The 23,800-nt window shown below is 69.6% G+C and carries 18 protein-coding genes and 1 tRNA gene; 6 read left to right on the top strand and 13 right to left on the bottom strand.

Going from position 1 to position 23,800, the window contains the following annotated elements:
* Positions 1-2,264: GMC oxidoreductase (locus tag G3A44_RS02000; protein ID WP_163455828.1), on the bottom strand; the 2,264-nt coding region annotated here is incomplete at its 3' end.
* Entirely contained in the window at positions 2,221-4,023 is a 1,803-nt protein-coding gene (locus G3A44_RS02005) for an ATP-binding response regulator (protein ID WP_163455829.1), read from the bottom strand. The genes G3A44_RS02000 and G3A44_RS02005, both read right to left, overlap by 44 nt.
* Positions 4,024-4,552: 529 nt before the next feature.
* Here G3A44_RS02005 and G3A44_RS02010 point away from each other — a divergent pair.
* Positions 4,553-5,326 carry a DUF2459 domain-containing protein gene (locus G3A44_RS02010; protein ID WP_163455830.1) on the top strand — a complete coding sequence of 258 codons (774 nt, stop codon included), beginning with the start codon at positions 4,553-4,555 and terminating at the stop codon, positions 5,324-5,326.
* A gap of 200 nt (positions 5,327-5,526) precedes the next feature.
* Positions 5,527-6,501, top strand: a complete 975-nt coding sequence (locus G3A44_RS02015) for a class I SAM-dependent methyltransferase (protein WP_163455831.1) — start codon at positions 5,527-5,529, stop codon at positions 6,499-6,501.
* Positions 6,502-6,707: 206 nt separating this feature from the next.
* Here G3A44_RS02015 and G3A44_RS02020 read toward each other — a convergent pair whose 3' ends face one another.
* The 10 genes from G3A44_RS02020 to G3A44_RS02065 all read right to left on the bottom strand — a co-directional run bounded on the left by G3A44_RS02020 (position 6,708) and on the right by G3A44_RS02065 (position 16,797).
* Complete coding sequence (locus tag G3A44_RS02020; RefSeq protein ID WP_163455832.1) at positions 6,708-7,622, bottom strand: SDR family oxidoreductase; 915 nt, start codon at positions 7,620-7,622, stop codon at positions 6,708-6,710.
* Positions 7,623-7,687: 65 nt separating this feature from the next.
* The gene (locus tag G3A44_RS02025; protein ID WP_163455833.1) at positions 7,688-8,221 is read right to left on the bottom strand and encodes a GNAT family N-acetyltransferase; all 534 of its coding nucleotides are present in this window, start codon (positions 8,219-8,221) and stop codon (positions 7,688-7,690) included.
* Positions 8,222-8,287: 66 nt separating this feature from the next.
* Entirely contained in the window at positions 8,288-9,307 is a 1,020-nt protein-coding gene (locus tag G3A44_RS02030) for an NADP-dependent oxidoreductase (protein WP_163455834.1), read from the bottom strand.
* A gap of 25 nt (positions 9,308-9,332) precedes the next feature.
* Positions 9,333-9,803, bottom strand: coding sequence for a PaaI family thioesterase (locus G3A44_RS02035; protein ID WP_163455835.1), 471 nt, complete (start codon positions 9,801-9,803; stop codon positions 9,333-9,335).
* Between the two features lie 135 nt (positions 9,804-9,938).
* Positions 9,939-10,730 (bottom strand): SDR family oxidoreductase, encoded by a 792-nt coding sequence (locus G3A44_RS02040; RefSeq protein ID WP_163455836.1) that lies wholly within the window; start codon positions 10,728-10,730, stop codon positions 9,939-9,941.
* A gap of 22 nt (positions 10,731-10,752) precedes the next feature.
* The gene (locus G3A44_RS02045; RefSeq protein ID WP_163455837.1) at positions 10,753-12,585 is read right to left on the bottom strand and encodes an acyl-CoA dehydrogenase; all 1,833 of its coding nucleotides are present in this window, start codon (positions 12,583-12,585) and stop codon (positions 10,753-10,755) included.
* Between the two features lie 46 nt (positions 12,586-12,631).
* Positions 12,632-13,063: a PaaI family thioesterase gene (locus tag G3A44_RS02050; protein ID WP_163455838.1), complete on the bottom strand. Its 432-nt coding sequence runs from the start codon at positions 13,061-13,063 to the stop codon at positions 12,632-12,634.
* 15 nt (positions 13,064-13,078) lie between these two features.
* Positions 13,079-14,254 (bottom strand): acetyl-CoA C-acyltransferase, encoded by a 1,176-nt coding sequence (locus G3A44_RS02055; protein ID WP_163455839.1) that lies wholly within the window; start codon positions 14,252-14,254, stop codon positions 13,079-13,081.
* A gap of 62 nt (positions 14,255-14,316) precedes the next feature.
* The gene (locus G3A44_RS02060) at positions 14,317-16,410 is read right to left on the bottom strand and encodes a 3-hydroxyacyl-CoA dehydrogenase NAD-binding domain-containing protein (protein WP_163455840.1); all 2,094 of its coding nucleotides are present in this window, start codon (positions 16,408-16,410) and stop codon (positions 14,317-14,319) included.
* A gap of 313 nt (positions 16,411-16,723) precedes the next feature.
* Positions 16,724-16,797 (bottom strand) — tRNA-Gly (locus tag G3A44_RS02065).
* Positions 16,798-16,943: 146 nt separating this feature from the next.
* Here G3A44_RS02065 and trmB point away from each other — a divergent pair.
* Positions 16,944-17,702, top strand: a complete 759-nt coding sequence (gene trmB / locus G3A44_RS02070; protein WP_163455841.1) for a tRNA (guanosine(46)-N7)-methyltransferase TrmB — start codon at positions 16,944-16,946, stop codon at positions 17,700-17,702.
* A gap of 46 nt (positions 17,703-17,748) precedes the next feature.
* Here the strand turns inward: trmB and G3A44_RS02075 are convergent, their stop codons facing one another.
* On the bottom strand, positions 17,749-18,576 hold the full coding sequence (locus G3A44_RS02075) for an undecaprenyl-diphosphate phosphatase (RefSeq protein WP_163455842.1): 828 nt from the start codon (positions 18,574-18,576) through the stop codon (positions 17,749-17,751).
* 212 nt (positions 18,577-18,788) lie between these two features.
* On the opposite strand from G3A44_RS02075, the gene G3A44_RS02080 reads away from it, so the two are divergent.
* From G3A44_RS02080 to G3A44_RS02090, 3 genes are read left to right on the top strand one after another with little or no spacing between them, the layout of a single operon-like run.
* Positions 18,789-19,424: a TetR/AcrR family transcriptional regulator gene (locus tag G3A44_RS02080; protein ID WP_310734307.1), complete on the top strand. Its 636-nt coding sequence runs from the start codon at positions 18,789-18,791 to the stop codon at positions 19,422-19,424.
* An 11-nt stretch (positions 19,425-19,435) separates the two neighbouring features.
* Positions 19,436-20,620, top strand: a complete 1,185-nt coding sequence (locus G3A44_RS02085; RefSeq protein ID WP_163455844.1) for an efflux RND transporter periplasmic adaptor subunit — start codon at positions 19,436-19,438, stop codon at positions 20,618-20,620.
* A gap of 24 nt (positions 20,621-20,644) precedes the next feature.
* On the top strand, positions 20,645-23,791 hold the full coding sequence (locus G3A44_RS02090; RefSeq protein ID WP_163455845.1) for an efflux RND transporter permease subunit: 3,147 nt from the start codon (positions 20,645-20,647) through the stop codon (positions 23,789-23,791).
* Positions 23,792-23,800: the final 9 nt, after the last annotated feature.

Raw genomic sequence — 23,800 nt, forward strand, 5'->3', positions numbered from 1 at the left:
CCGGGCGGCGCCGCGGGCTCCAGGCGCAGCTGCCCGCGGACCTGCAGGCGGTGCATCGGGTCGTCCCACAAGGCCAGCCAGTCGCCGCTGCGCGCGCTCAGGCTCAGGCGCAGCTCGGCATGCAGCCCGGGCGCCTGGCTTGCCGGGGGGCGGTCCAACCCGCCGGAGATCGCCGCCAGGCTGGCGGCCAGGGCGCCGCGGGCCGGCAAGTCGGCGGCGGTCAGGCGCTCCAGCATGTCCACCGGCAGCCGCACCGGAGCATGGCGCCGCCACGGCCGCCGCAGTGGCGGACGTCCCGGCTGGGGCTGGGCCAGCAACGGCGGGCCGGGGTGGCCCAGCTCGAGGCGCAGACGCGGCAGGTCAGGGTTGGCCAGGGCGCGCTCGGCCAGTGCAGTGATGGTCCACAGCGGGTTGCAGCCCAAAGCGGTGGGCAGGATGGCCCCGTCAACCACCAGCAGGTTGCGGTAATGGCGCTCGGCCTCGCGCTCCGGGGCCACCGCCTCCTCCTGCCGCCAGACACGGCCCAGGGAGTCGACCACCCCCTGCCGGGGGTCGTCCCCCATGGGGCAGCCTCCCAGGGGGTGGACGGTGGTGATCAGCGGGCGGGGCTTCCAGCCCTCCATCAGATCCAGGACCGGCTGCGGCAAGGCTTGCCACAGGGGGCTGGGCACCCAGCGGCCACCGGCCTGGCGACTGGCGGCCGGCAGCACCCGGGCCTGCTCGCGGTAGGTGGGCAGGTCTTGTGGGTCTTCCCAGAACGGCACGCTGGCGTCACGGTCGGGCTGCCACAGCAGGCGGCCCTGGGCCCCGTCGTGGCCCATGGTCAACAGCACCTGCGTGCGCTGGGGCAGGCTGGCGGCAGGATCCAGGTGGCCACCGGTCGGGTGCAGCCAATGGCCGGCGGACAGGGGCTCGCGCTGCAGGTCGCGGGGCGGCTCCGGCAGCAGGCCGTCCATGGTCTGCACCAGCCGGGTGGCCGCCAGCAGTTCGGCAAACAGCCGCCCGATGGCGCCCGGCACGGCCCCCTCTTCCACCAGCAGACGCCGCTCCAGCGGACGCCCCGGCTGTCGCAGGTCGGCCGCCAGGGTGATGGTCGGCCCGACCGGGCCGACCCCCGCCCCCGCGGTGGATCGCTGCCAGGTGTCGGCCCCCAGGCCCACCGCCTGCACCGGCACCGGCTCGTCGGCGCTGAAGCTGAGGCTGTCGCCGTTGGCCGACACCCGGGTCCCCAGGGCCGGCGACAGCCAGAAGCGCCCCTGCGCCCGCGCCTGGGAGCGTTGCAGCAGCTCGGTGCTGCCCAGCGCCCCGGCCCCCACCACCACCAAGCGGGCCAGCAGGTCAACACCCGCGCCGCCGTCCGCGGCCAGGGTGGCGGCCTCGGCCTCACTGCGGTAGTGGCCCACCCGGTCGGTGGGCATCACCCGCAGGCGCCAACGCGGTGCCTGCGCGGGCCGCCGGCCCAGGCCCAGGGCGCCGGCTTCGGGTTGCAGGGTGTAGACCGTGGCGCCGGTGAAGAGTTGCGCCCCCTGGGCCACGGCACGGCGCAGATAGGTGTCGCGCAAGGTGAGCTTGGCACCGGGCACGTTGCAACCAGCCGCACAGTCGCCACACTGGGTACATCGTTCAGGATTGACGGTGAAGTTCACCGGCGCAACTTGGACAACGGCGGGCAGACCCCGGGCCAGGCGGCGCAGCGCGGCGGCCTTGGGCAGGCGGTCCAGCCCCGGCAGGTCGGCGGCACTGTGGCTGCCCAGCTCGGCGGCGGCCCGGGCAAAGTGCTCGTCCAGGGCGCGCAGGTCCTGCCGCAGTTCATCGGGCCATGCAGCCTGGGCCAAGACCTCGTCCTCCGGACGCATCAGCACGCCGGCATTGACCAGGCTGCCCCCCCCCAGACCGTTGCCGGTCAGGGCCGCCATGCCCGGGCCGACCCGCAGCTCATACAGGCCGGCAGGGTTGCCCAGCACCCCCCGTCCTTCGGGAAGGGGGCCACGCAGGGCCGGCAGGGCCAGGCCCGCGTCCTCGGGAAAGTCGCCGGGACGCAGCTCGCCGCCACGCTCCAGCACCGTCACCTGCCAGCCCATGGCGGCCAGCCGCAGCGCCGCCACCGAGGCGCCATAGCCCGAGCCGATCACCACCGCATCGGCCTGCAGCGGCGCCTGGGTGCCGCTGCGCCGGACACGGTCCTGCCAACGCTCAGACAACAGCGCCGCCTGCGGCGGCTCATCCTGGGGAGGGGGCACCTCCGATCCGGTCGCTCCGTTCATCTTCTTCTCCCTTGTCCAGCATCGTCTTCAGCACCATCAGCAGTGCCGGTGTGGACACCGGCTTCTGCAGAAAGAACACGTCCTCCGGCACCTCTTCAGCGCTCAGCGACTCGCCGCTGACCAGCACTGCCGGCAGGTCTGGCCAGCGTTCACGCAGGCGGGCGATCACGGTCAGGCCATCGGGTCCGGGCTCCAGCCGCTGGTCGCTCAGCACCAGGTCTGGGGCTTGGTGGGCCGGATCGCAGCGCGCCAGCAGATCGGCCAGGCAGCCGGCATCACAGACCTGGCAGCCCTGGCCCTTGAGCCACAGCACCAGGGCTTCGCGGACCTTGACGTCGTCCTCGACCACCAGCAACCGTCGACCGGTCAGGGCCGGCTGCTCGGGGGAGGCGGGCTGCGGCACCTCGGCCACCAACGCGCCGTCTAGGGCGCGCTGCAACGACACCGTGATGCGCGTGCCGCCGGGACAGCTAGAGGTCAAGGCCAGCGTGCCGTCCATCAGACCCACCATCTGCTGCGCCACGGCCAGGCCCAGCCCCACACCGTCCACGCCGGACCGCTTGGCCTCCTGGCCCCGGAAGAAGGGGTCGCACACCAGCTTCTGATCGGCCTGCGAAATGCCGATGCCCGTGTCACGCACCAGGATGTGGACCCTCTGCTCGTCACCCCAGGCCCGCACCTCCACCTCCCCCTGCGGGGTGTACTTGATGGCGTTGTCCACCAGGTTGCGCACCGCACGGTCCAGCAGCCCGGCATCGGCCCAGACCACCAGATGCGGCTCGCAGGACACCTGCAGCGCCAGGCCCTTGGCCGCGCAGCGCGGCGCATTGCTGTCCTCGATGCTGCGCAGCAGGGCCGAGACGCCCACCCGGGTGAGCTGCGGCGCGACCGCACCGGCGTCCAGCCGCGCCTGGTCGAAAAGACCACGGAACATGGCCGCCACCGTGCCGGCCGTCGTCTCCAGCCGCCGGGTGGTCTGCTCCACCGCCTCGGGGGTGCGTTGGTCCTTGAGCACCCCCACCAGCAGCATCAGCGCATGCACCGGCTGCAACAGGTCATGGCTGGCAGCGGCCAGAAAGCGCGACCGCGCCTGCTGGGCCTGCTCGGTGTCCTGCAGGGCTTGGGTGAGTTCACCCACCAGCACCTCGTTGGCATAGCGGATCTTGACCGACTCCTCGAACATGGTGGCCAGGCGCTGCGCAAAGCGGACCAGCACCATGCTGGCCGCCAGCAGCAGCAGCGTCATGGGCAGGGCGATCTCCCAGTGCGCGCTGAGGATCCAGCCCGCGGCAATCAGCGAGAAGCTGATGCCCACATAGGCTTGGTAGGCCCGCCAGTACAGGCCCAGGATGAGGGCGCCCGCCACCACCCAGCACACCTGCACCGTGGTGCACAAGGCCCGCAGTTCGGCATCAAGCTGCGGCATGAACATCGGCGCGGGCATGCCCACCACCAGTGCCAGTGCCACGGTGGAGTAGGTCACCCAGCGCTCATCGCGCTCGTTGTGGGTGTCGCGCCGGGCCAGCCGCCGCACCACCCAGCCGCGCACGGCAAAGCCCACCCCCAGCAACATCAGCCACAGGGCAAAACGGCCCACCCCCACCGACGGGGCCACCAGCAGCCCCAGAAAGGTCGCCGCCAAGGCCGCGGACGTCGTCCCCATGCGGCTCTGCACGATGAACATGCGCAGGCGGGTCTCCCGCAGACGCTCCTGTGCCACAGCAGGGATGTGGACCCTGCGCAAAATCTCCTGGACCATGCCCATCCTGTTCTGATGCCCTGCCCCAACCGGTGCGACCACCCCTTGGCAGGCGGCCTCTTTGTATCAAAGTGTCAGGTCAAGGTGTCAGGATAGGGGGTTTGGCCGGCACCGGCCAGCACTGTGCCGTCTCCGCCAAAGTGAGGAGGCGCCGGGCGCACACAAGATTTAACGTATGGCCCATCAAGCAAAGGGCCGATCGAACCGTGGTTCACCCCCCAGGCCCTTGCTGGACGCTGTCATCCGCCACTTGAGGCGAGCATTTGCGGCAGGCAGGGAGCCAGGGCACCACCACAGAGTGCCGAGTCTGCCGCAGGAGAAGGCACCAGGCCCAAGACCTGGTCCAGGGGCCACCCGCCGGGTGGCCCCGTTCTCTCCCCACCATCCACGCCCGCCACGCGCCATTTCACAGCGCCCCCGGCACCGCGCCGCGGGCTTGCACCGACAATCCGGGCACCGTATGTCCGCCGCGGCCTGCCGTTCGCCGCCAGGCCGCGCGCACCTCCCCTCCCCTTAAACGCTGTTCCCCGTGTCCGCCCTCATCCTTCCGCGGCTTGCCCGCACCCTTTGGCGCGGCGCCTGGCCCCTGTTGTGCCTGTGGCTGCTGCCGGGCTGCGCCACCCGCCTGTCTGCCCCCCCCGCCCCCCCGGCGCCCGCCCCGGCCACCGTGCAGGTCTATGTCCAGCAAGATGGCTGGCACACCAGCCTGGTGCTGCCCGCTGCGCTCGTGCGCGCCCACACCCGCTTCCTGGACGAGGAGCCCGAGACGGTCAGCCACATGGGCTTCGGCTGGGGCGACCGCCTGTTCTTCACCGGCCAGGGCGAGGGCTGGCAAGGTGCGCTGCGCGCGGTCTTCGCCTCCCAGGGGCCAGCCTTGCAGGCATTGCCCTATGGACGCCCCCCCCGCAGCGGCCAACCCGCAGGCCGCGAGGTGGTGGCCTTGTCAGTCAGCCCGGCGCAGGCCCGGCGGCTGGTGGACTTTGTGCAGGACACCCTGGCCCCGCCCGAGGGGGCCACGGCCCAGGACCTGATGGGTCTGCAACCTGGCAACGGCCGCTTTTATGCCGCCCAAGGCCGCTACGGCCTGCTGAGCAACTGCAACGTCTGGGTGGGCGAAGCCCTGGCGAGTGCCGGTCTGCCCGTGCGCACCCGCCCGTACAGCCTGACCGCCGAAGGTCTGATGGCCCAGGCCCGGCGCTGGGCCCTGGAGTCGGCGCCGGACACCGGCCCGGCCGGGCCCGCCCTCGCCCCCCACGACACCTTGGCGGCCCCCCTGGCTGCCGCCCCCACTCCGTCTCCCTAGTCCCGACGCAGTGGTGGCCGACCTCCACCACTTGGTGGACCCCGCCGCCCGCACACCTCCCCAGATCTGATGAGGCGCCTCACCGGCGCCCGGGATATCTTCCCGATGTCACCTGGCCCGGCACCGCGGGTCCAGGCGCCGGTCTTCAAGACGCTGGCGGTCCCGGGCCTGCACGCCCGGGCCAGAGGGGGGAACACACCATGGACCTGGTCAACAAACCGGGCAGAGCGGCCACGGGCACGTTCGCAGAGTCGGAAGAGGCGGCCTGGCAATCCTTGCTGGGCCATTGGTGGGTCATCCTGCAGGGCTTTGCCCAGGCGGGCGGCCCGCAGCCGGCGCAGTACCGGCTGCTGCAGGACACCCTGGGCCAGCTGCACCAGGCGAGGTTGACCGGGCGCCTGTCCAGCCAGGAGCTGGACGGCCTACGGCGCAGCCTGGGCGAGGCCATGGGCGAGCACACCCTGCAAGGTCGGGCCTGGCTCAAGCCCCAAGGGCCAGGGGGCGACTACCGCCTGATGGACGACCTGTACCTGCAGCGCATCAGCGCCCTGCCCCAGCTGGCCGCCTGGGACCGCTTCCTGCTCGACCAGCCCTGCGTGCGCGCACTGCAGCAGCGCAAGGCGCACTTCAAGCAAACGGTGCACGAGCTGTGTGTCAGCGGCGGCCACCGGCCCCTGAAGGTGCTCAACGTCGGCTGCGGCCCCTGCCGCGAGGTGTTCGAGTACCTGGAGGAGCAGGCCGGCACCCCGGTGCAGTTCGTCTGCGTGGACCAGAACCCCCACGCCCTGGCCCATGCCCGCCAGCTGTGCCGCCCCCATGCCGGCCGGGTCCAGTTCATGCTCGCCAATGCCCTGCGCATGCGGCTGCATGAACGTTTTGACTTGGTGTGGTGCGCCGGTTTGGCGGAGACCCTGGACGACCGGGGCCTGGCCGCCCTGCTGGCCCGGCTGGTCGACCTGGCGGAGCCACGGGCCGGCCAGGTGGTGCTGGGCAACACCGCCTCAGGCCACCCCTCACAGGCCTACCTGGCCTTTTGCGACTGGTCCATGCAGCTGCGCACCCCGGAACAGCTTCGCGACCTGGCCCGGGTGTGCGGCATCCCCTTCCACGCCACGGCCGTGGAGACCGACCCAACCGGCGTGCACCACTGGCTGCGGCTGGCGGTCGGCCTGTAGGAGGAGCCGGGCCCCGGGCCTACCCCACCAGGGCGTGGTCAGCCAGCAGCGGCTGCGGGGCAGGCGCCCGACAGGGCCCCACCCGGTCTCCACTGGCCACCGATTACGGCCTGCCCGCCGACGCCATCTCGGTCGAAGTCGAGCCGGAAGGTGTGGCCTATTCTTGAGGCTGCGTTTGGAGATCGCGGCTCGACAAGCAAGCGACCTCAGCCCCTCAACTGCCCGCGCAGCTTGACACCAAGCTCCGGGCGGTCCTTGAACGGATCGCTGGGGTTGCGGCCCAGCATGATGTCCTCCAACCGATTCTGCACGCCGCCCAGGGCTTGAGGGTGGCTGAAGACGTAGAACTGACGGTCGCGCACGGCGTTGAACACGCGCTGCATCACCTCGGCGGCGGTGACTTTGCCGCTGGTCACCGCCTTGTCACTCATCGCCTGGGCGATGAGCTGGCTCCGGGTGGGCTTGACGCCCTCGCGCATGTCGGCCGGGCGGTTGCGGTGGCTTTGGTGGATGCCGGTGGGCACGAAATAGGGGCAGAGCACGCTGGCGTGAACCTGGTCAGTGACCAGGGCCAGGTCTTGGTGCAGCGTTTCGCTCAGGGCCACCACGGCGTGCTTGGTGACGTTGTACACACCCATGTTGGGTGCGTTCACCAGGCCGGCCATGCTGGCGGTGTTGACGATGTGGCCCTCAAAGCTCGGGTCGGCCTGGGCGGCGGCCAGCATGAGGGGGGTGAACACGCGCACGCCGTGGGCCACGCCCATGAGGTTGACCCCCACCACCCATTCCCAGTCCTTCTGGGTGTGCTCCCAGATCAGGCCACCGGCGCCCACACCCGCGTTGTTGAACACCAGATGCGGCACGCCAAAGGTGGCCACTGTGGCGTCCGCCAGGGCCTGCACCTGCTCGGCCTTGGCCACATCCAACCGGAAGGGCAGCACGCCCGCGCCGTGGGCGGAGGCCAGGGGGCGGATCTCCGCAGTGGCGGCTTCCAGGGCATCGGCCTGCACGTCGGCCATCACCACGTTCATGCCCAGGCCGGCGGCAAGGCGCGCGGCCTCCAGGCCAAAACCCGAGCCGGCACCGGTCAGCACGGCGGTACGTCCTTGGAAGGTGTTCATGGGCAAGTCTCCTGTGGATTCACGGTCGCTTTAAAAAATGCACCCACAGGAGACAACCCGGCGGCTCAAGCCCCAAGCTGGGCCGGACGCAGCATCTCGATGTGGGGGATGTTGTCTTCCAGATACGGCTCGCCCACGCTGGCGTAGCCAAAGGCGCCATAAAAGGCTGCCAGGTGCGCCTGGGCGCTGATGCGGTTGGGCTGGGCGGGGTAGGCGCCGGCATCACAGCGCTGCAAGGCCTGGGCGATCAGCACCCGGCCCAGGCCCTGGCCGCGCAACGCGGGGTGGTTGACCACGCGGCCGATGCTGGGCTCGTCAAACTTGACGCCAGCGTCCACCACGCGCAGGTAGGCCACGGCCTCGCCCGCCGGCAGCTCGCCCCAAGGCTCGGCCAAACGGCCCAGCAGGTGCCAGCTTTGGCGGTCCAGGCCGTCGGGGTCTTGGTAAGGGCCTTGTTCCAGGATGAAGACGCGGCAGCGCAGGGCGAGCGCGTCGTAGAGGTCATCGAGGCTGAGCTGGGCAAAGCGGGCCCAGGTCCAGGACAGCACGGGTGTCGGCGCAGCCACGCCGGGTGAGGAAGGTGAGGAAGAGGCATTCATGGGGCAAGCCTACCTGGGGTGGGCACCGCTTCGGGCCTTGCACGCACCCACCCTCCCCCGGCGGGCTCACACCAGCTTGACCAGTTGCTTGCCGAAGTTCTTGCCCTTGAGCAGGCCCATGAAGGCCTCGGGCGCGTTCTCCAGGCCTTGGGCCACGGTCTCGCGGTACTTGAACTGGCCGGTGGCCACCATGGTGCCCAGCTCCTTGAGGGCCTGGGGCCAGAGTTCCATGTGCTCGCTGACGATGAAGCCTTCGAGCTTCATGCGGTTGACCAAGATCAGCGAGGGGTTGGCCATGGGGATGGGCTCGCCGTTGTAGCCGGCGATCATGCCGCAGAAGGCGATGCGGCTGAAGGCGTTGGCACGCAGCATCACGGCGTCCAGGATCACGCCGCCCACGTTCTCGAAGTAGCCGTCGATGCCATCGGGGCAGGCCTCCTTGAGCGCCTTGCTGAGCGAGCGCAGGTCGGGGTGGGCCTTGTAGTCGATGCAGGCGTCAAAGCCCAGCTCCTGGACCACGGCTTCGCACTTGGCCGGGCCGCCGGCAATGCCCACCACGCGGGCGCCCCGGGCCTTGGCCAGCTGGCCCACCGCACCGCCCACGGCACCGCTGGCAGAGGACACCACCACCGTTTCACCCGCCTTGGGGTTGAGGATCTGGGTGAGGCCGTACCAGGCGGTCACGCCGGGCATGCCCACGGCGCCCAGGTAGGCCGACAGCGGGATGTGGGTGGTGTCCACCTTCTGCAGCACGCCGCGCTGGCTGGCGTTGACGCGCTGGTATTCCTGCCAGCCGCCCATGCCCACCACCTGGTCGCCGGCCTTGAAGTGCTCGTTGCGCGACTCCACCACCTCGCCCACGGTGCCACCGATCATCACCTCGTTCAGCGGCTGGGGTTGGGCGTAGCTCTTGCTGTCGTTCATGCGGCCGCGCATGTACGGATCCAGGCTCAGGTAGTGGTTGCGCACCAGCACTTCACCCTCGGCCAGCGGGGCCACGGGGGTCTCCACCAGGGCGAAGTTGTCGGTGCGGGGCTCGCCTTGCGGGCGGGACACAAGGTGGATCTGGCGGTTGGTGATGCTCATGGTGGACGGGGGGGACAAGTAGTTTTCAGGACTGGGGCGGTTCCGGCAGGCTGGCCGGGCCGTTCAGGGGTTTGATGCGGCGGCCATGGCCGGCCACCGCGCGCAGGTACTTGAAGGTGCCGGTGGCGTGCGCGCAGCGCTGGCCGGCTGGGTTGAAGATGCTGGCCTCGCAAAAGGCCATGGTGGCGGTGCGGTGCAGCAGCAAGCCTTCGGCACGCAGGCGGCCTTCGCTGGGCCGCATGAAGCTGGTCTTCATCTCGATGGTGACGACGCCTGGGCCGGCCAGGTCACGGCTGCGGGCGGCGTGGGCCATGGCCACGTCCAGCAGCGTCATCACCACGCCGCCGTGGGCCACGTTGAAGGAGTTGAGCTGCTCGGGGCGCAGGTCCAGGTGCAGCTCGGAGCGGTCATCGGCGCAGGCGATGAGCTCCAGGCCCAGGTGCGCCACGAAGGGGATGTGCACCGGGAAAGGCAAAGGAGAGGTGGGTGTATTCATCACGACATCATCCCAGCACCCAGGCGCTGACAACGCCACCCAAAGCCAAGCCGCAGGCGTGGAGCCGGCTTTGCCGGTCCACTGCCTGAGCCCCCTTGGGGGGCAGCGACCGGCAGGGAGCGTGGGGGCTCACAGTCATCCACCGATCAAGGCGCTGACACCGCCGTCCACCGCCAAGGTTTGGCCCGTGATGTGCTTGCCAGCAGCGCTGGCAAACAGCAGGGCAGCGCCCTTCAAGTCATCGTCATCGCCCAGGCGGTTCAGCGGCGCATGGGCGGCCATCTTGTCGGCCCCCAGGGTGGCGAGCAGGCCGTGCGTCATCTTGCTGGGGAAGAAGCCCGGCGCCAGCGCGTTGACGGTGATGCCGTGCCGGCCCCATTCCCCGGCCAGGGCCCGGGTGAAGTTGATGACCGCGCCCTTGCTGGTGTTGTAGGCGATGGTCTGCATGCCCGGCGGGTTGCCGCCCATGCCGGCAATGGAGGCCACGTTGATGATGCGGCCGGCCTTTCGCGGAATCATGCTGGCCACCGCCGCAGCCTGGCTGATGACGAACAGGCTGCGGATGTTCAGGTCCATCACCTTGTCCCAGGCCTCCAGCGGGTGCGCTTCGGCCGGGGCGCCCCAGGTGGCGCCGGCGTTGTTGACCAGGATGTCGATGCGGCCCAGGCGCTCCATGGCCTCGGTCACCAGCCGGCGGCCCTCCTCGGGCACGGCGGCGTTGGCGGCCACCCAGCGGGCGTCAATGCCCTTGGCCTGCAGGTGGGCGGTGGCCTCCTCCAAGTCGGCGGCCTTGCGCGAACTCAGCAAGATCTTGGCGCCGGCCTCACCCAGCGCCTCCGCGATTTGCAGGCCCAGGCCACGCGAGCCGCCGGTGACCACGGCCACCTGGCCGCTGAGGTCGAAGAGTTGTTGGATGGGGGTGCTCATGGGTGTCTCCTGCGGGGGAAGGTCAAAACCAGGCATCCTGCATCTCGCGGCAGATGGCCTCGCGGCTGGCCACCACGCCCAGCCAGGCGTCGATCTTGGGCAGCTCGTAAACATGGAAAAAGCGCAGCGCGGCCAGCAGGCCGGCGGCGCGGTCGCGCTCGGCCTCTGTCTTCGGGCTGGCGGCGCGGGCGGCCAGGCCGAGCTCCAGCCACACCCAGGCCAGCACCACATGGCCAAAGGCCTGCAGGTAGGGCGTGGCGTTGGCCAGGGCCTCTTCCGGCACGCCGGTGGCCCAGGCGGCCTTGGTGGCAGCACCCAGGCGCTGCAAGGCGCCAGCCAGGGCGGGCACAAAGGGCGCCAGGGCCTCGTCCTGCCCGGCCCGATGCAAGGTGTCGCTGATGCGGGTGGCCAGCAGCTTCAGGCCGGCGCCGCCCTGCATCACCACCTTGCGGCCCAGCAGGTCCAGGGCCTGGATGCCGTGGGTGCCCTCGTGGATCATGTTCAGACGCTGGTCGCGCCAGTACTGCTCCACGGGGAAGTCGCGGGTGTAGCCATAGCCGCCGTGCACCTGGATGGCCAGGGAGTTGCCCTCCAGGCACCACTCGCTGGGCCAGCTCTTGGCGATGGGGGTGAGCACTTCAAGCAGCAGTGCCGCCTCGGCGCTGTCTTCGGGGGTGCCGGTGTGCTTCTCGTCCACCAGGCGGGCGCAGTACAGGCACAGGGCCAGGGCCCCCTCGGCATAGGCCTTTTGGGCCAGCAGCATGCGCTTGATGTCAGCATGCTCGATCAGCAGGGACTGCGCCGCCGCCGCATCTTTGCCGCCGGCACCGACCGGCCGGCCCTGCGGCCGCTGGCGGGCGTAGGCCAGCGCGGCCTCGTAGCCGGCCATGCCCAGCATGGCGGCGCTCAGGCCAATGGCGATGCGCGCCTCGTTCATCATGTGGAACATGCAGCGCAGGCCTTCGCCCGGCTGGCCCACGAGGTAGCCGATGGCCCCGGCCGCGCCGCGCACCGGGAACTTGCCTTCGCCAAAGTTCAGCAGCGTGTTGGTGGTGCCGCGCCAGCCGCACTTGTGGTTGAGGCCGGCCAAGGCCACGTCGTTGCGCTCGCCGGTGAGCTGGCCCTCGGTGTTCACCAGCTTCTTGGGCACGATGAACAACGAAATGCCTTTGACGCCGGGGATCAGCTTGCCGTCCGGCCCTGGGATCTTGGCCAGCACCAGGTGGACGATGTTCTCGGTCAGCTCGTGCTCGCCGGCTGAGATCCACATCTTGTGGCCGCGCAGGCGAAAACGTGGGCCCAGCGGGTCGGCCTCAAAGCCTTCGCCATCGGGCTCGGCGCGGGTGGCGATGTCCGACAGGCTCGATCCCGCCTGCGGCTCCGACAGGCACATGGTGCCGGCCCAGCGGCCGCTGAACTCGTGGGCCGCGAACACCTGCTGCTGCAGCGGCGTGCCGTGGGCCATCAGCAGGTTGGCGTTGCCGCTGGTGAGCATGCCGGCGCCGATACTCACCGAGGCTTTGCCGAAGAAGGCGTTGGCCGCCGCCTCCACGCTGTACGGCAGTTGCATGCCGCCCAGCTCATAGTCTTGCGCGGCCGCCAGCATGCCGCTGCCGGCGTAGGCGGCCCAGGCCTCGTGCGTGGCCTGGGGCAGGATGACTTTGTCGCCGTCGAACTGCGGCTCCTGGGTGTCCACCAGGCGGTTGAAGGGCGCGTACTTCTCGCGGGCGATGCGCTCGCAGGTGTCCAGCACCTGGGCGAAGGTGTCGCGGCTGTGGTCAGCGAAACGCTCGCGCAGGGTGAGCGTGTCCACCCGCAGCCAGTCGTGCAGCAGGAAATCAACGATGGGACGCATGGCGCCCTCCTGTGTTCAGGTGAGTGCGGGTGAATGCTGGGAGGGTTCAGGCCCGGTCGCGGGCCACAACGGCCATGGTGGCCGAGGCCTTGAGCACCAGGGTGCGCTGGCTGGCGCCTTCAGGGCCACGCTCGGCCCAGACCTCCGCCTCAGTGAAACTGAGCGTGCGGCCAGGCTTGATGACCCAGGCCTCGCACACCAGGCGGTCGCCATCGGCCGGCCGCAGCAGGCTGACTTTCAGGTCCGCTGTGAGCACCCAGAACCCGTCGGCCACCTGGGTTTGGGCCGCCGAGCCCATGCAGTGATCCGCCAGCGTGGTCTGCACCCCGGCATGGGCATGGCCGGAGTGCTGACGAAAGCGGTCTTGCATGGGCAGCACGGCCGTGACCCGCCCCACCGACACCGCCGTGGGCTCCACCCCCAAGTCCCGCATGAAGGGGGAGAGGTGGAAGAACTGGCGCAGGGTTTCCAAGTCCATGGCGGCGACCTGCGCTCAGAGCACCTCGAACACGCCCGCGGCGCCCATGCCGCCGCCGATGCACATGGTCACGCACACGCGCTTGGCGCCGCGGCGCTTGCCCTCGATCAGGGCGTGGCCGGTCAGGCGCTGGCCTGACACGCCGTAGGGGTGGCCCACCGCGATCGCGCCCCCGTTGACGTTCAAACGGTCCATGGGGATGCCCAGGGTGTCGGCGCAGTACAGCACCTGCACGGCGAAGGCTTCGTTCAGCTCCCACAGGTCGATGTCGGCCACGGTCAGGCCCAGCTTTTTGAGCACCTTGGGCACGGCGAAGACCGGGCCGATGCCCATCTCGTCGGGTTCGCAGCCGGCCACGGCAAAGCCCAGGAAGCGGCCCAGGGGCTTGAGGCCCTTCTGCTGGGCATAGGCCTCGCTGACCACCACGCAGGCGCCGCCGCCATCGCTGAACTGGCTGGCGTTGCCGGCCGTGACCACCCCACCGGGCACCGCGCTGCGGATGCCGCGCACGGCCTCGATCGTGGTGCCGGGGCGCAGGCCTTCGTCGGCGCTGACGGTCACTTCCTGGGTACGCAGACCCAGGACCTTGTCGGCCACGCCCATGGTGGTGGTGACGGGCACGATCTCGTCATTGAACTTGCCGGCCTCTTGCGCCGCGCAGGCCAGTTGCTGGCTGCGCACGCCGTACTCGTCCATGCGCTCTTTGGCGATGCCGTAACGCTTGGCCACGTTCTCGGCGGTTTGCAGCATGTTCCAGTAGATCTCGGGCTTGTGTTGGGCCAGCCAAGCATCAGCCAGCATGTGGGTGTTCATTTCTTGCTGCACGCAGGAAATGCTCTCCACGCCACCGGCCACGTACACATCGCCTTCGCCGGCGATCACGCGCTGGGCGGCCAGCGCAATGGTTTGCAAACCACTGGAGCAAAAACGGTTGACGGTGAGGCCGCTGACCGAAATGGGCAGGCCGGCGCGCAGGGCGATTTGGCGGGCGATGTTGGCGCCGGTGGCCCCTTCGGGGTTGGCGCAGCCCATGATGACGTCCTCCACGGCACCGGGGTCAATGCCGGCGCGCTGCACGGCGGCCTGCACGGCCAGGCCGCCCAAGGTGGCGCCGTGGGTCATGTTGAAGGCGCCCTTCCAGCTCTTGGCCAGGGGCGTGCGGGCGGTGGAGACGATGACGGCTTGGGTCATGGTGAGGTCCTGAATCTCGCGGTGTGTGCTGGGTCTCTTGGGGGTGTGGCGTGCCGAGGGCTTCAGCTAAAGGTTTTGCCTTCAGCGGCCAGTTGGGCCAGCAGCGGCGCGGGCTGCCAGAAGCTGGCGTCGTCCAGCGGGTTGGCGGCAAAGCGCTTCATGGTCTGCACCACGTTCCACAGGCCCACGGTGTCGGCGTAGCACATCGGCCCGCCGCGGTGCAGCGGGAAGCCGTAGCCGGTCAGGTAGACCATGTCCACGTCGGAGGCGCGCAGCGCGATGCCTTCTTCCAGCAGGTGGGCGGCCTCGTTGACCAGCGAGAACACCAGGCGATGCACGATCTCTTCATCGTCGATCTTGCGGGGCGTGATGCCCAGCTCGGCGCGGTGCTGGGCGATCATCTCCTCCACCAGCGCCGAGGGGATGGCGTCGCGCTTGCCGGGCACATAGTCGTACCAGCCGGCACCGGTCTTCTGGCCGTAGCGGCCCAGCTCGCACAGCAGATCGGCGGTCTTGGAGTAGCGCAGGTCCGGCTTTTCTTGGTAGCGGCGCTTGCGGATGTACCAGCCGATGTCGTTGCCGGCCAGGTCGCCCATGCGGAAGGGGCCCATGGCAAAGCCGAACTTCTCCACCGCGCGGTCCACCTGGGCCGGGGTGCAGCCTTCTTCGAGCAAGAAGCCGGCCTGGCGGCTGTACTGCTCAATCATGCGGTTGCCGATGAAGCCATCGCACACGCCCGAGACCACGCAGGTCTTCTTGATCTTCTTGCCCAAGGCCATCACGGTGGCCAGCACGTCCTTGGCGGTTTGCTCGCCGCGCACCACCTCCAGCAGCTTCATCACGTTGGCCGGGCTGAAGAAGTGCATGCCGATCACGTCCTGCGGACGCTCGGTGAAGGCAGCGATCTTGTTCAGGTCCAGCGTGGAGGTGTTGGAGGCCAGGATGGCGCCGGGCTTCATCACCCGGTCCAGGCTTTGGAACACGGCGCGCTTGACCTCCAGGTCTTCAAACACCGCCTCGATCACCAGGTCGGCGTCGCCGATGGCGGCGTAGTCCAGCGTGGTGGAGAGCAGCGCCATGCGCTGGGCGTACTTGTCTTCCTTGAGCTTGCCCTTCTTGACCTGGGCTTCGTAGTTCTTCTTGATCGTGGCGATGCCGCGGTCCAGGGCGTCCTGCTTCATTTCCAGGATCGTCACGGGGATGCCGGCGTTCAGGAAATTCATGCTGATGCCACCACCCATGGTGCCGGCGCCAATCACCGCCACCTTGGCGATGGTGCGCACGGGGGTGTCTTCCGGCACGTCCGGGATCTTGCTCGTGGCACGCTCGGCAAAGAAGGCATGGCGCAACGCCTTGCATTCGGGCGTGAACATCAGCGCAGTGAAGATTTCGCGCTCCAGCACCATGCCGTCGTCGAACTTCTTCTTCACCGAGGCCTCCACAGCGTCCACGCACTTGGCCGGCGCCGGGAAGTTCTTGGCCATGCCTTTGACCATGTTGCGGGCGAATTGGAAGTAGCCGTCCGGGTTCTCGTGGCGCACCTTCAGGTCGCGCACCAGGGGCAGCGGGCGCACATCGGCCTTTTCCAGCGCGAAGGCGATGGCGCCTTCCAGCAAGTCACCCTCAATCACCTGGTCAAACAGCTTTTGGCCGGGCAGGCTGGCCAGCAGCTCGCTCTTGACCGGGTCACCGCTGACGATGAGGTTCAGCGCGGTTTCCACCCCCAGCACGCGCGGCAGGCGCTGCGTGCCACCGGCACCCGGGATCAGGCCAATCTTGACCTCCGGCAACGCGATGTTGGCGCCCGGGGCGGTGACACGGTAGTGGCAGCCCAGCGCCAGCTCCAGGCCACCGCCCATGGCCACCGAGTGCACAGCCGCCACGATGGGCTTGCTGCACAGCTCGCAGGCGCGGATCAGGTCCAGCAGGTTGGGCGCGGCAGTGGCCTGGGGGCTGCCGAATTCTTTGATGTCAGCGCCACCGGAGAAGGCCTTGCCCGCACCCGTCAGCACGATGACCTGCACGGCCGGGTCGGCTTGCGCGCGGTCCAGCGCCTGCGCCACGCCCACACGGGTGCTGTAGCCCAAGCCGTTGACCGGCGGGTTGCTCAAGGTGATCACGGCCACCGGGCCACGGGTTTCATACAGGGCGGTCATGGGGCGAAATCCTCGCGAGACTTCTGGGTGGAGAGGGGGGAACGCCCCGGCGCCGGAGAAGACGACCGCCGCAGGCGCCGGAAGCGGACTTCCAGAACGTCCGTTCGATTCTGGGAGCGCCGACACCCCGGTTTTGTCCCGGCCGTGACAAAGGGCCAGAAGGGAAAACCCGCATCACTGGCGCGGACCTCACGGTCGGCCGCCAGACACGAGCTTGCGCCGGAACTTCCCCCGCGCCGCCGGGGCGGCTGGGGAACGTGAGGGCAAGAAAAAACCCGGTGCATGCACAGGGCACGTCACCGGGTTTGGCATCTGGAGCGGGTGAAGGGAATCGAACCCTCGTATGAAGCTTGGGAAGCTGCCGTTCTACCATTGAACTACACCCGCAGCGACCAAGAGTGTAGCGTCATTTTTGACACCGGCCGCGTACTGCGTGGTCAGGCCTGCGGGCTCCGGCAAAATCGCGCTCCCTTTGACGCTGGCGCGACGCCCCGGGAATCCGGCGCGCCGCCGCCGGCCAACCACAGCGCTCCATGTCCGACCTGCCCGCCCCCCCTGCCGCCGACCTGCCCCCTCCTTCCTCCACCGGCGCCGACCGCGCCGAGGCCGAGGCCTGCGAAGATGGCCATCGCCGTGCGGTGCGCAGCTATGTGCTGCGCGCCGGCCGCATGGGCACAGGTCAGGCCCGCGCCCTGCAGGACCTGGGGCCCCGTTTCCTGGTGCCGGCCGAGGAGTCGCTGCTGGACTTCCCCACCTTGTTCGGCCGCCAGGCCCCCGTCATCGTCGAGATCGGTTTTGGCATGGGCCATGCCACGGCCGAGATTGCCAAGGCTCGCCCGGACACCGACTTCATCGGCATCGAAGTTCACGTGCCGGGTGTGGGCGCCCTGCTCAAGCGCATCGGCGAGGAGGAGATCTCCAACCTGCGCATCGTGCAGTTCGACGCGGTACAGGTGCTGGAAAAGCGCATCGCCCCGGGCTCCCTGGCGGGCGTGCATGTGTTCTTTCCAGATCCCTGGCACAAGAAGAAGCACCACAAGCGCCGGCTGATCCAGTCGCCCTTTGTGCAGTTGCTGGCCTCGCGCCTGGCGCCGGGTGGCGTCCTGCACTGCGCCACCGACTGGGCACCCTATGCCGAACAGATGCTGGAGGTGCTGGGCGCCGAGCCGACCCTGGCCAACACCGCCCCCGGCTATGCTCCCCGTCCGGACTACCGCCCTCTGACCAAGTTCGAGGCCCGCGGCCTGCGCCTGGGTCACGGGGTCTGGGACCTGGTGTTCCGCAAGGTTTGAAGCCAACCCGGCCGCCAACCAGGACCGGGCGGAAGACCTGCCCGGCTCAGTGCGCCGACCAATCCACCCAACCCGTGCCGGCGGTCACCAGCACCACCACACCAAACGCGATGCGGTACCAGGCAAAGGGCACGAAGGTGTGGGTGGCCACATAGCGCAGCAGCCAGCGCACACACACCCAGGCACTGAGGAACGAGACCACCAGCCCCACGGCAAACATCGGCAGGTCCGCCAGGGTGAGCAGGTGCCGCTCCTTCCACAGGCTGTAGCCCCCCGCCGCCACCAGCGTAGGAATGGCCAGGAAGAAGCTGAAATCCGTGGCCGCCTGGCGGGACAGGCCCAGCATCATGCCGCCGATGATCGTGGCCCCGGAACGGCTGGTGCCCGGGATCATGCCCAGGCACTGCACCAGCCCCACCTTGAGCGCATCCAGGCCTGACATCTGCTCGACCCGCTGGATGCGCACGGCCGTCTGCGGCCGACGCTCCACCCACAGGATGATGAGCCCGCCGACGATGAAGGACGCGGCCACCACCGGGGCGTTGAACAGGTGGGCCTTGATCGCCTTGTAGGCCAGGAAGCCCACCAGCGCAGCCGGCAGAAAGCCGGTCACCACATTGGCCACAAAGCGCGTGGCTTCCGGACGGCTGCCCAGACCCGTCACCGCGTCGCGCAGCCGGGCCCAGTAGACGATCACCACCGCCAGGATGGCACCGCTCTGGATGGCCACCTCGAAAACCTTGGCCTTGGCATCGGCAAAGCCCAGCAGCGTGCCGACCAGGATCAGATGCCCGGTGGAGGAAATCGGCAGGAACTCGGTGAGCCCTTCCACCACGCCCATCAGGGCCGCCTTCAGCAAGAGAACCAGATCCACGCGCGGTCTACCTCGGGCCGGCACCAGGGCACCAGCCAAGCCAATCAAAGGAGGCGGATCATAGACGGCCCCCGTGACGCCGGCCCGACTGGGGCTTGCCGGACGCATCGTCCGCCAAAATACCCAACTGGGTATGATGTGAGCGATTGTGGAAAGCCGCCCCGGCTGCTAGCATTACTGACCAGTCAGTCATTAATTGTGTGAAGTCCATCGTGTCCACCCGTCAACGCCGCAAGGATGCCCGCCCGCAGGAACTGCTGGACGCTGCCTTGAGCCTGTTCGTGGAGAAGGGTTTCGCCGCCACCAAGGCCGAGGAGGTGGCCGCCCTGGCCGGCGTCTCCAAGGGCACGCTTTACCTGTACTACCCCAGCAAGGAAGACCTGCTGCGGGCCGTGATACGGCACAACCTTTCCACCGAAATCGCCGCCGGCGCCCAGGAACTGGCCCGCATGGGCGGCCCGGCGGGCGACCGCCTTCAGCGGGTGGTGGCCGACTGGTGGGAGCGCATCCTGGCCAGCCCCACCTCGGGTGTGTTCAAGCTGGTGATCACCGAGCTGCGCAATTTCCCGGAGATCGCCCGCTTCTACGCCGAGGAGGTGGTGATGCCCGGCACGCAGCTGGTGGAGTCCCTGATCCGCGAAGGGGTGGCCAGCGGTGAGTTCGCCGACGTCAACGTGCAGCAGGCCGCGCTCTCGGTGCTGCTGCCCATGGTGATGCTCTGCCTGCACAAGCACTCACTGGGTGCCTGCGGCCTGGGCGACCCGGCCCTGGAGCAACCCGAGCTGTTCATCCGCCAGCACCTGGCCCTGGTCGTCAACGGCCTGCGGCGGGGCCCGGCCCGCCTGTGAGGACCCTTGCCGTGAGCCTGTCCGCCCTCTTCGCCCGGCGCCGCATGCGCCTTGTCCCGACCTGCCGAGCGCTCGGCACGGCCCTGGCGGTGACGATGGGCCTGTCGGCCTGCCAGCCGGCCGGTCCGGCCGCGGCAGGGGCGTCACCAGGGGCCGGCGCGGCCGCGCCCGCGCCCGCGCCCGCGGCGCTCGCCCTGCAGCCGGCAGACGTGGTGCGCGCTGAGCGGCTGACCCTGCGAGAAGAGGCCCAGTACAGCGGCAGCCTGCGGGCGGCGCGCACCGCCTGGGTCAAGTCCCGCGCCGCGGGCGAGTTGCTGATGCTGGACGTGCGAGAAGGCCAGGCCGTGTCCGCCGGCCAGGTGGTGGCGCGGCTGGACCCCGCCGATCTGGACTGGCGGCTGCGGCAGGCCGAACAGCAGGCCGAGGTGGCGCGTGCCCAGTTGGAGATTGCCGAGCGGGCCCTGGCCAACAACCGCGGCCTGGTGGGACAGGGCTTCATCTCTGCCACCGCACTGGAAACCACGGTGGCCAACGCGCAGGCCGCCCGCGCCAGCCTGCAGGCCGCCCAGGCGGGTGTGGAGCTGGCCCGCCGGGCCCGGGCCGAGGCCGAGCTGCGGTCCCCCTTGGGCGGCCACGTGGCCCAGCGCCTGGCCCAGCCCGGCGAGCGGGTGGCCGCCGACACCCGGCTGCTGGAGATCGTGGACCTGGGCAGCCTGGAGCTGGAGGTGGCGCTGCCAGCAGCCGAGGCCGTGCTGCTGCGGCCCGGACAGACTGGAGAAGCCCAGGTGGAAGGACTGGAGACGCCGCTGGCCGCACGTCTGTTGCGCCTGAGCCCGGCGGCCAGCACCGCCAGCCGCACGCTCAACGCCTATTTCGCGTTGCCCAGCCACCCGGCCCTGCGCCAGGGCCTGTTCTTGCAGCTGCGGCTGCCCCGGGTGGCGCGCGAGGTGCTGGCCGTGCCGGCGGACGCACTGCGTCAGGACCAGGGGGAAACCGTGGTCTTCCGCCTGGAAGGCGACACCCTGCGGCGCCAGCCCGTGCGCGTGGGCGCCCGCGGCCAAGGGGCCGACGGCCTCTGGCGGGTGGAGGTGCTGGACGGACTGGCCCCCGGGCAGTCCCTGGTGGCCGGCCGCGCCGGCCCGGTACGCGCCGGCCAGCTGGTGGTGCCACCGGCCGCCGACGCGGCCTCCCACTGACCGGCCGCCCCCAGGACTCGCCCCATGTGGTTCACCCGCGTCTCCATCGCCAACCCGGTCATGGCCGTCATGGTCATGCTGGCCCTCATGGTGCTGGGCACCGTGTCCTACCTGCGCCTGAAGGTGGACCAGTTCCCCAACATCGAATTCCCCACGGTGGTGGTCACCACGGCCTATCCCGGGGCCGCTGCCGAGATCGTGGAGCAAGAGGTCACCCGGCGGGTGGAGGAGTCGGTCAACACCATTGCCGGGGTCAACCAGCTGACCTCGCGCACCTACGAGGGACAGTCCGTCGTCATCATCCAGTTCAACCTGGACCTTGACCCGCGGCGCGTGGCCGATGACGTGCGCGAAAAGGTCTCTCAGGTGCGGGCGCAGTTCCCCCAGGAGGTGGAGGAGCCCAAGGTGCAGCGCTTCGATCCGGCCTCCCGCCCGATCTGGACGCTGGCCGTCACCTCGCCCGGCGACCAGCTCTCACCCATGGCGTTGAGCCACCATGCCGACGAGGTGCTCAAGAAGCGGCTGGAGAACGTACGCGGCGTGGGCTCGGTCACCCTGGTGGGCACCGCCCGCCGGGAGATCAACGTGTACCTGCGTCCCCAGGCCCTGGACGCGCTGGGGGTGAGTGCCGAGCAGGTGCGTGCCGCCCTGGCGGGCGACACACGGCAGCTGCCCGCCGGCACCCTGCACGGCCGCCAGACCGACCACATCGTGCAAGTTGACGGCCGGATGCGCCAGGCCGCAGCGCTGGGTGAGTTGGTGGTGGCGCGGCGCAACGGCCAGCCGGTGCGTCTTGCGCAGTTGGCCGAGGTGGTGGACGGGCCGGAGGAACCCGAGTCCGTGGCCCTGCTCAACGGGGTGCGCATGATCGCGCTGGACGTGGTCAAGGCCCAGGGGGAGAACACCCTGGAGGTGGTGGACGGCCTGAACCGCGCGGCCGCCGAGTTGCAGACTGCGCTGCCGCCGGGCATGGCCCTGGAGGTGGTACGTGACAACTCGCGTCCGATCCGGGTCTCGGTCACCAACGTGCGGCGCACCCTGGTCGAGGGCGCGCTGCTGACCGTGGGCATCGTCTTCCTATTCCTGAACTCCTGGCGCTCCACGGTCATCACCGGCTTGACCCTGCCGATTTCGCTGGTGGGGACCTTCCTGTTCATGCAGTGGTTCGGCTTCTCGATCAACATGATCACCCTCATGGCGCTGTCGCTGTGCGTGGGGCTGCTGATCGACGACGCCATCGTCGTGCGCGAAAACATCGTGCGCCACGTGCAGATGGGCAAATCCCCCCGGCAGGCCGCGCTGGAGGGCACGGCCGAGATCGGCTTGGCCGTGCTGGCCACCACCCTGTCCATCGTGGCGGTCTTCCTGCCCATCGGCTTCATGGCCGGCATCATCGGCAAGTTCTTCCACGAGTTCGGCATCACCATCGTCGCGGCAGTGGTGATCTCGATGTTCGTGAGCTTCACACTCGACCCGATGCTCAGCGCCGTCTGGCACGACCCGGCCATCGACCGGGAGGGCCAGCCCTTCCACCCGCGGGGGCTGTACGACCGCACCCTGGGCCGCCTCACCCACGGCATGGACCAGCTCTCCCGCGCCCTGGGCCGGGGCTACCAGCGGGCCCTGGCCTGGTCACTGCGCCACCGCGGCGCCACCCTGGCCCTGGCCGCCCTGACCCTGGTGCTCAGCGTGGCAGGGGCAGGCCGGCTGGGCACCGAGTTCGTGCCCAAGGCGGACTTCTCTGAAACCTCGCTGAGCTTCCATACCCCCGTGGGCACCAGCCTGGCGGTCACACAAGAGCGGGCCCGCCAGGTCGACGCCTTGCTGCGCCGGCTGCCCGAGGTGCGCTTCACCGTGGCCACCGTCAACACCGGCCAGGCGCTGGGTCGCCATCAGGTGGGCTTCTTCATCCGTCTGGTCGACCGCCATGAACGCCAACGCAGCGTCGACGAGCTCTCGGCCGAGCTCCGTGCGCAGCTGGCCCAGGTTCCTGGCATCACCGTCACCCATGTGGGACTGCTGGACGCAGTGGGTGGCGCCAAGCCAATCTCCGTCTCCATCCAGGGCCCGGACCTGGCGCAGTTGCGCGTGTTGGGCGAGCGGCTGCAATCCGCCCTGGCCGCGGTACCGGGCGTGGCCGACCTGGACACCAGCATGAAGCCGGACAAGCCGGCCGTGCAGGTGGAGGTGCGCCGTGCCCTGGCCTCGGAGCTGGGCCTGTCCGTCGGCGCCATCACCACCCAGCTGCGCCAGCTCATCGGCGGGGTGACGCTGCAGCCCTGGCAGGGCCCGGATGGGCAATACCACGACCTCAAACTGCGACTGGCGCCCGACAGCCGCACCGATCCGGCCACGCTGGCCAGCCTGCCCCTGCTCAGCGCACCTCAGGCCGACGGCCAGGCCCGCACCGTGCGCCTGGGTCAGGTCGCCGAGCTGCGCGAGCAAGGCCTGTCCAACCAGATCCACCACCGCGACCTGATGCGCGAGGTGGAACTGACCGCCAACACCGCCGGCCGCCCGCTGGGCCAGGTCTCGGCCGACATCCGCGCCGTGCTGGCCGCCCAGCCCCTGCCCGAGGGCTACCGCTACCGCTTCGGCGGCTCGAGCAAGGACATGGCCGAGAGCTTCTCGTATGCCGCGCAGGCCCTGGTGCTGGGCATCGTGTTCATCTACATGATCCTGGCCAGCCAGTTCCGCAGCTACCTGCAGCCGGTGGCGCTGATGAGCTCGCTGCCGCTGACCCTCATCGGCGTGGTCGGCGCCCTGCTGGTGTGGCGCTCCACCCTCAACCTGTTCTCGGTCATCGGCGTGGTCATGCTCATGGGCCTGGTCACCAAAAACGCCATCCTGCTGCTGGACTTCGCCATCCGCCAGCGCGCCCAGGGCGTGCCCCGCACCGAGGCCCTGATGCAGGCCGCCGCGGTTCGCCTGCGGCCCATCCTGATGACGACCCTGGCCATGGTCTTCGGCATGGTGCCCTTGGCCTTCGCCCTGACTGAGGGGTCGGAGCAGCGAGCCCCCATGGGGCAGGCCGTCATCGGCGGGGTCATCACCTCCTCGGTGCTGACGCTGGTGGTGGTGCCGGTGGCCTACGCCCTGCTGGACGACCTGAAGGACTGGACCTTGAGACGCCTGGGCCGCCTCAGCCCGGCGACAGGAGAAGCTTCCTAGAATCGAGGG

This window comes from Ideonella livida (assembly GCF_010499455.1).
Lineage (GTDB): Bacteria > Pseudomonadota > Gammaproteobacteria > Burkholderiales > Burkholderiaceae_C > Ideonella > Ideonella livida.

Excerpts from the sequence above, each read along its gene's own strand:
- G3A44_RS02055 (WP_163455839.1), bottom strand. The coding sequence starts at position 14,254 with ATGACCCAAGCCGTCATCGTCTCCACCGCCCGCACGCCCCTGGCCAAG.
- G3A44_RS02030 (WP_163455834.1), bottom strand. The coding sequence starts at position 9,307 with ATGAGCATCACCAACCGCCAGATCCACCTTGTGTCCCGCCCGCAAGGC.
- G3A44_RS02020 (WP_163455832.1), bottom strand. The coding sequence starts at position 7,622 with ATGAACACCTTCCAAGGACGTACCGCCGTGCTGACCGGTGCCGGCTCG.
- G3A44_RS02025 (WP_163455833.1), bottom strand. The coding sequence starts at position 8,221 with ATGAATGCCTCTTCCTCACCTTCCTCACCCGGCGTGGCTGCGCCGACA.
- G3A44_RS02060 (WP_163455840.1), bottom strand. The coding sequence starts at position 16,410 with ATGACCGCCCTGTATGAAACCCGTGGCCCGGTGGCCGTGATCACCTTG.
- G3A44_RS02050 (WP_163455838.1), bottom strand. The coding sequence starts at position 13,063 with ATGGACTTGGAAACCCTGCGCCAGTTCTTCCACCTCTCCCCCTTCATG.
- G3A44_RS02005 (WP_163455829.1), bottom strand. The coding sequence starts at position 4,023 with ATGGTCCAGGAGATTTTGCGCAGGGTCCACATCCCTGCTGTGGCACAG.
- G3A44_RS02090 (WP_163455845.1), top strand. The coding sequence starts at position 20,645 with ATGTGGTTCACCCGCGTCTCCATCGCCAACCCGGTCATGGCCGTCATG.
- G3A44_RS02035 (WP_163455835.1), bottom strand. The coding sequence starts at position 9,803 with ATGAATACACCCACCTCTCCTTTGCCTTTCCCGGTGCACATCCCCTTC.
- G3A44_RS02045 (WP_163455837.1), bottom strand. The coding sequence starts at position 12,585 with ATGCGTCCCATCGTTGATTTCCTGCTGCACGACTGGCTGCGGGTGGAC.
- G3A44_RS02040 (WP_163455836.1), bottom strand. The coding sequence starts at position 10,730 with ATGAGCACCCCCATCCAACAACTCTTCGACCTCAGCGGCCAGGTGGCC.
- trmB (WP_163455841.1), top strand. The coding sequence starts at position 16,944 with ATGTCCGACCTGCCCGCCCCCCCTGCCGCCGACCTGCCCCCTCCTTCC.
- G3A44_RS02015 (WP_163455831.1), top strand. The coding sequence starts at position 5,527 with ATGGACCTGGTCAACAAACCGGGCAGAGCGGCCACGGGCACGTTCGCA.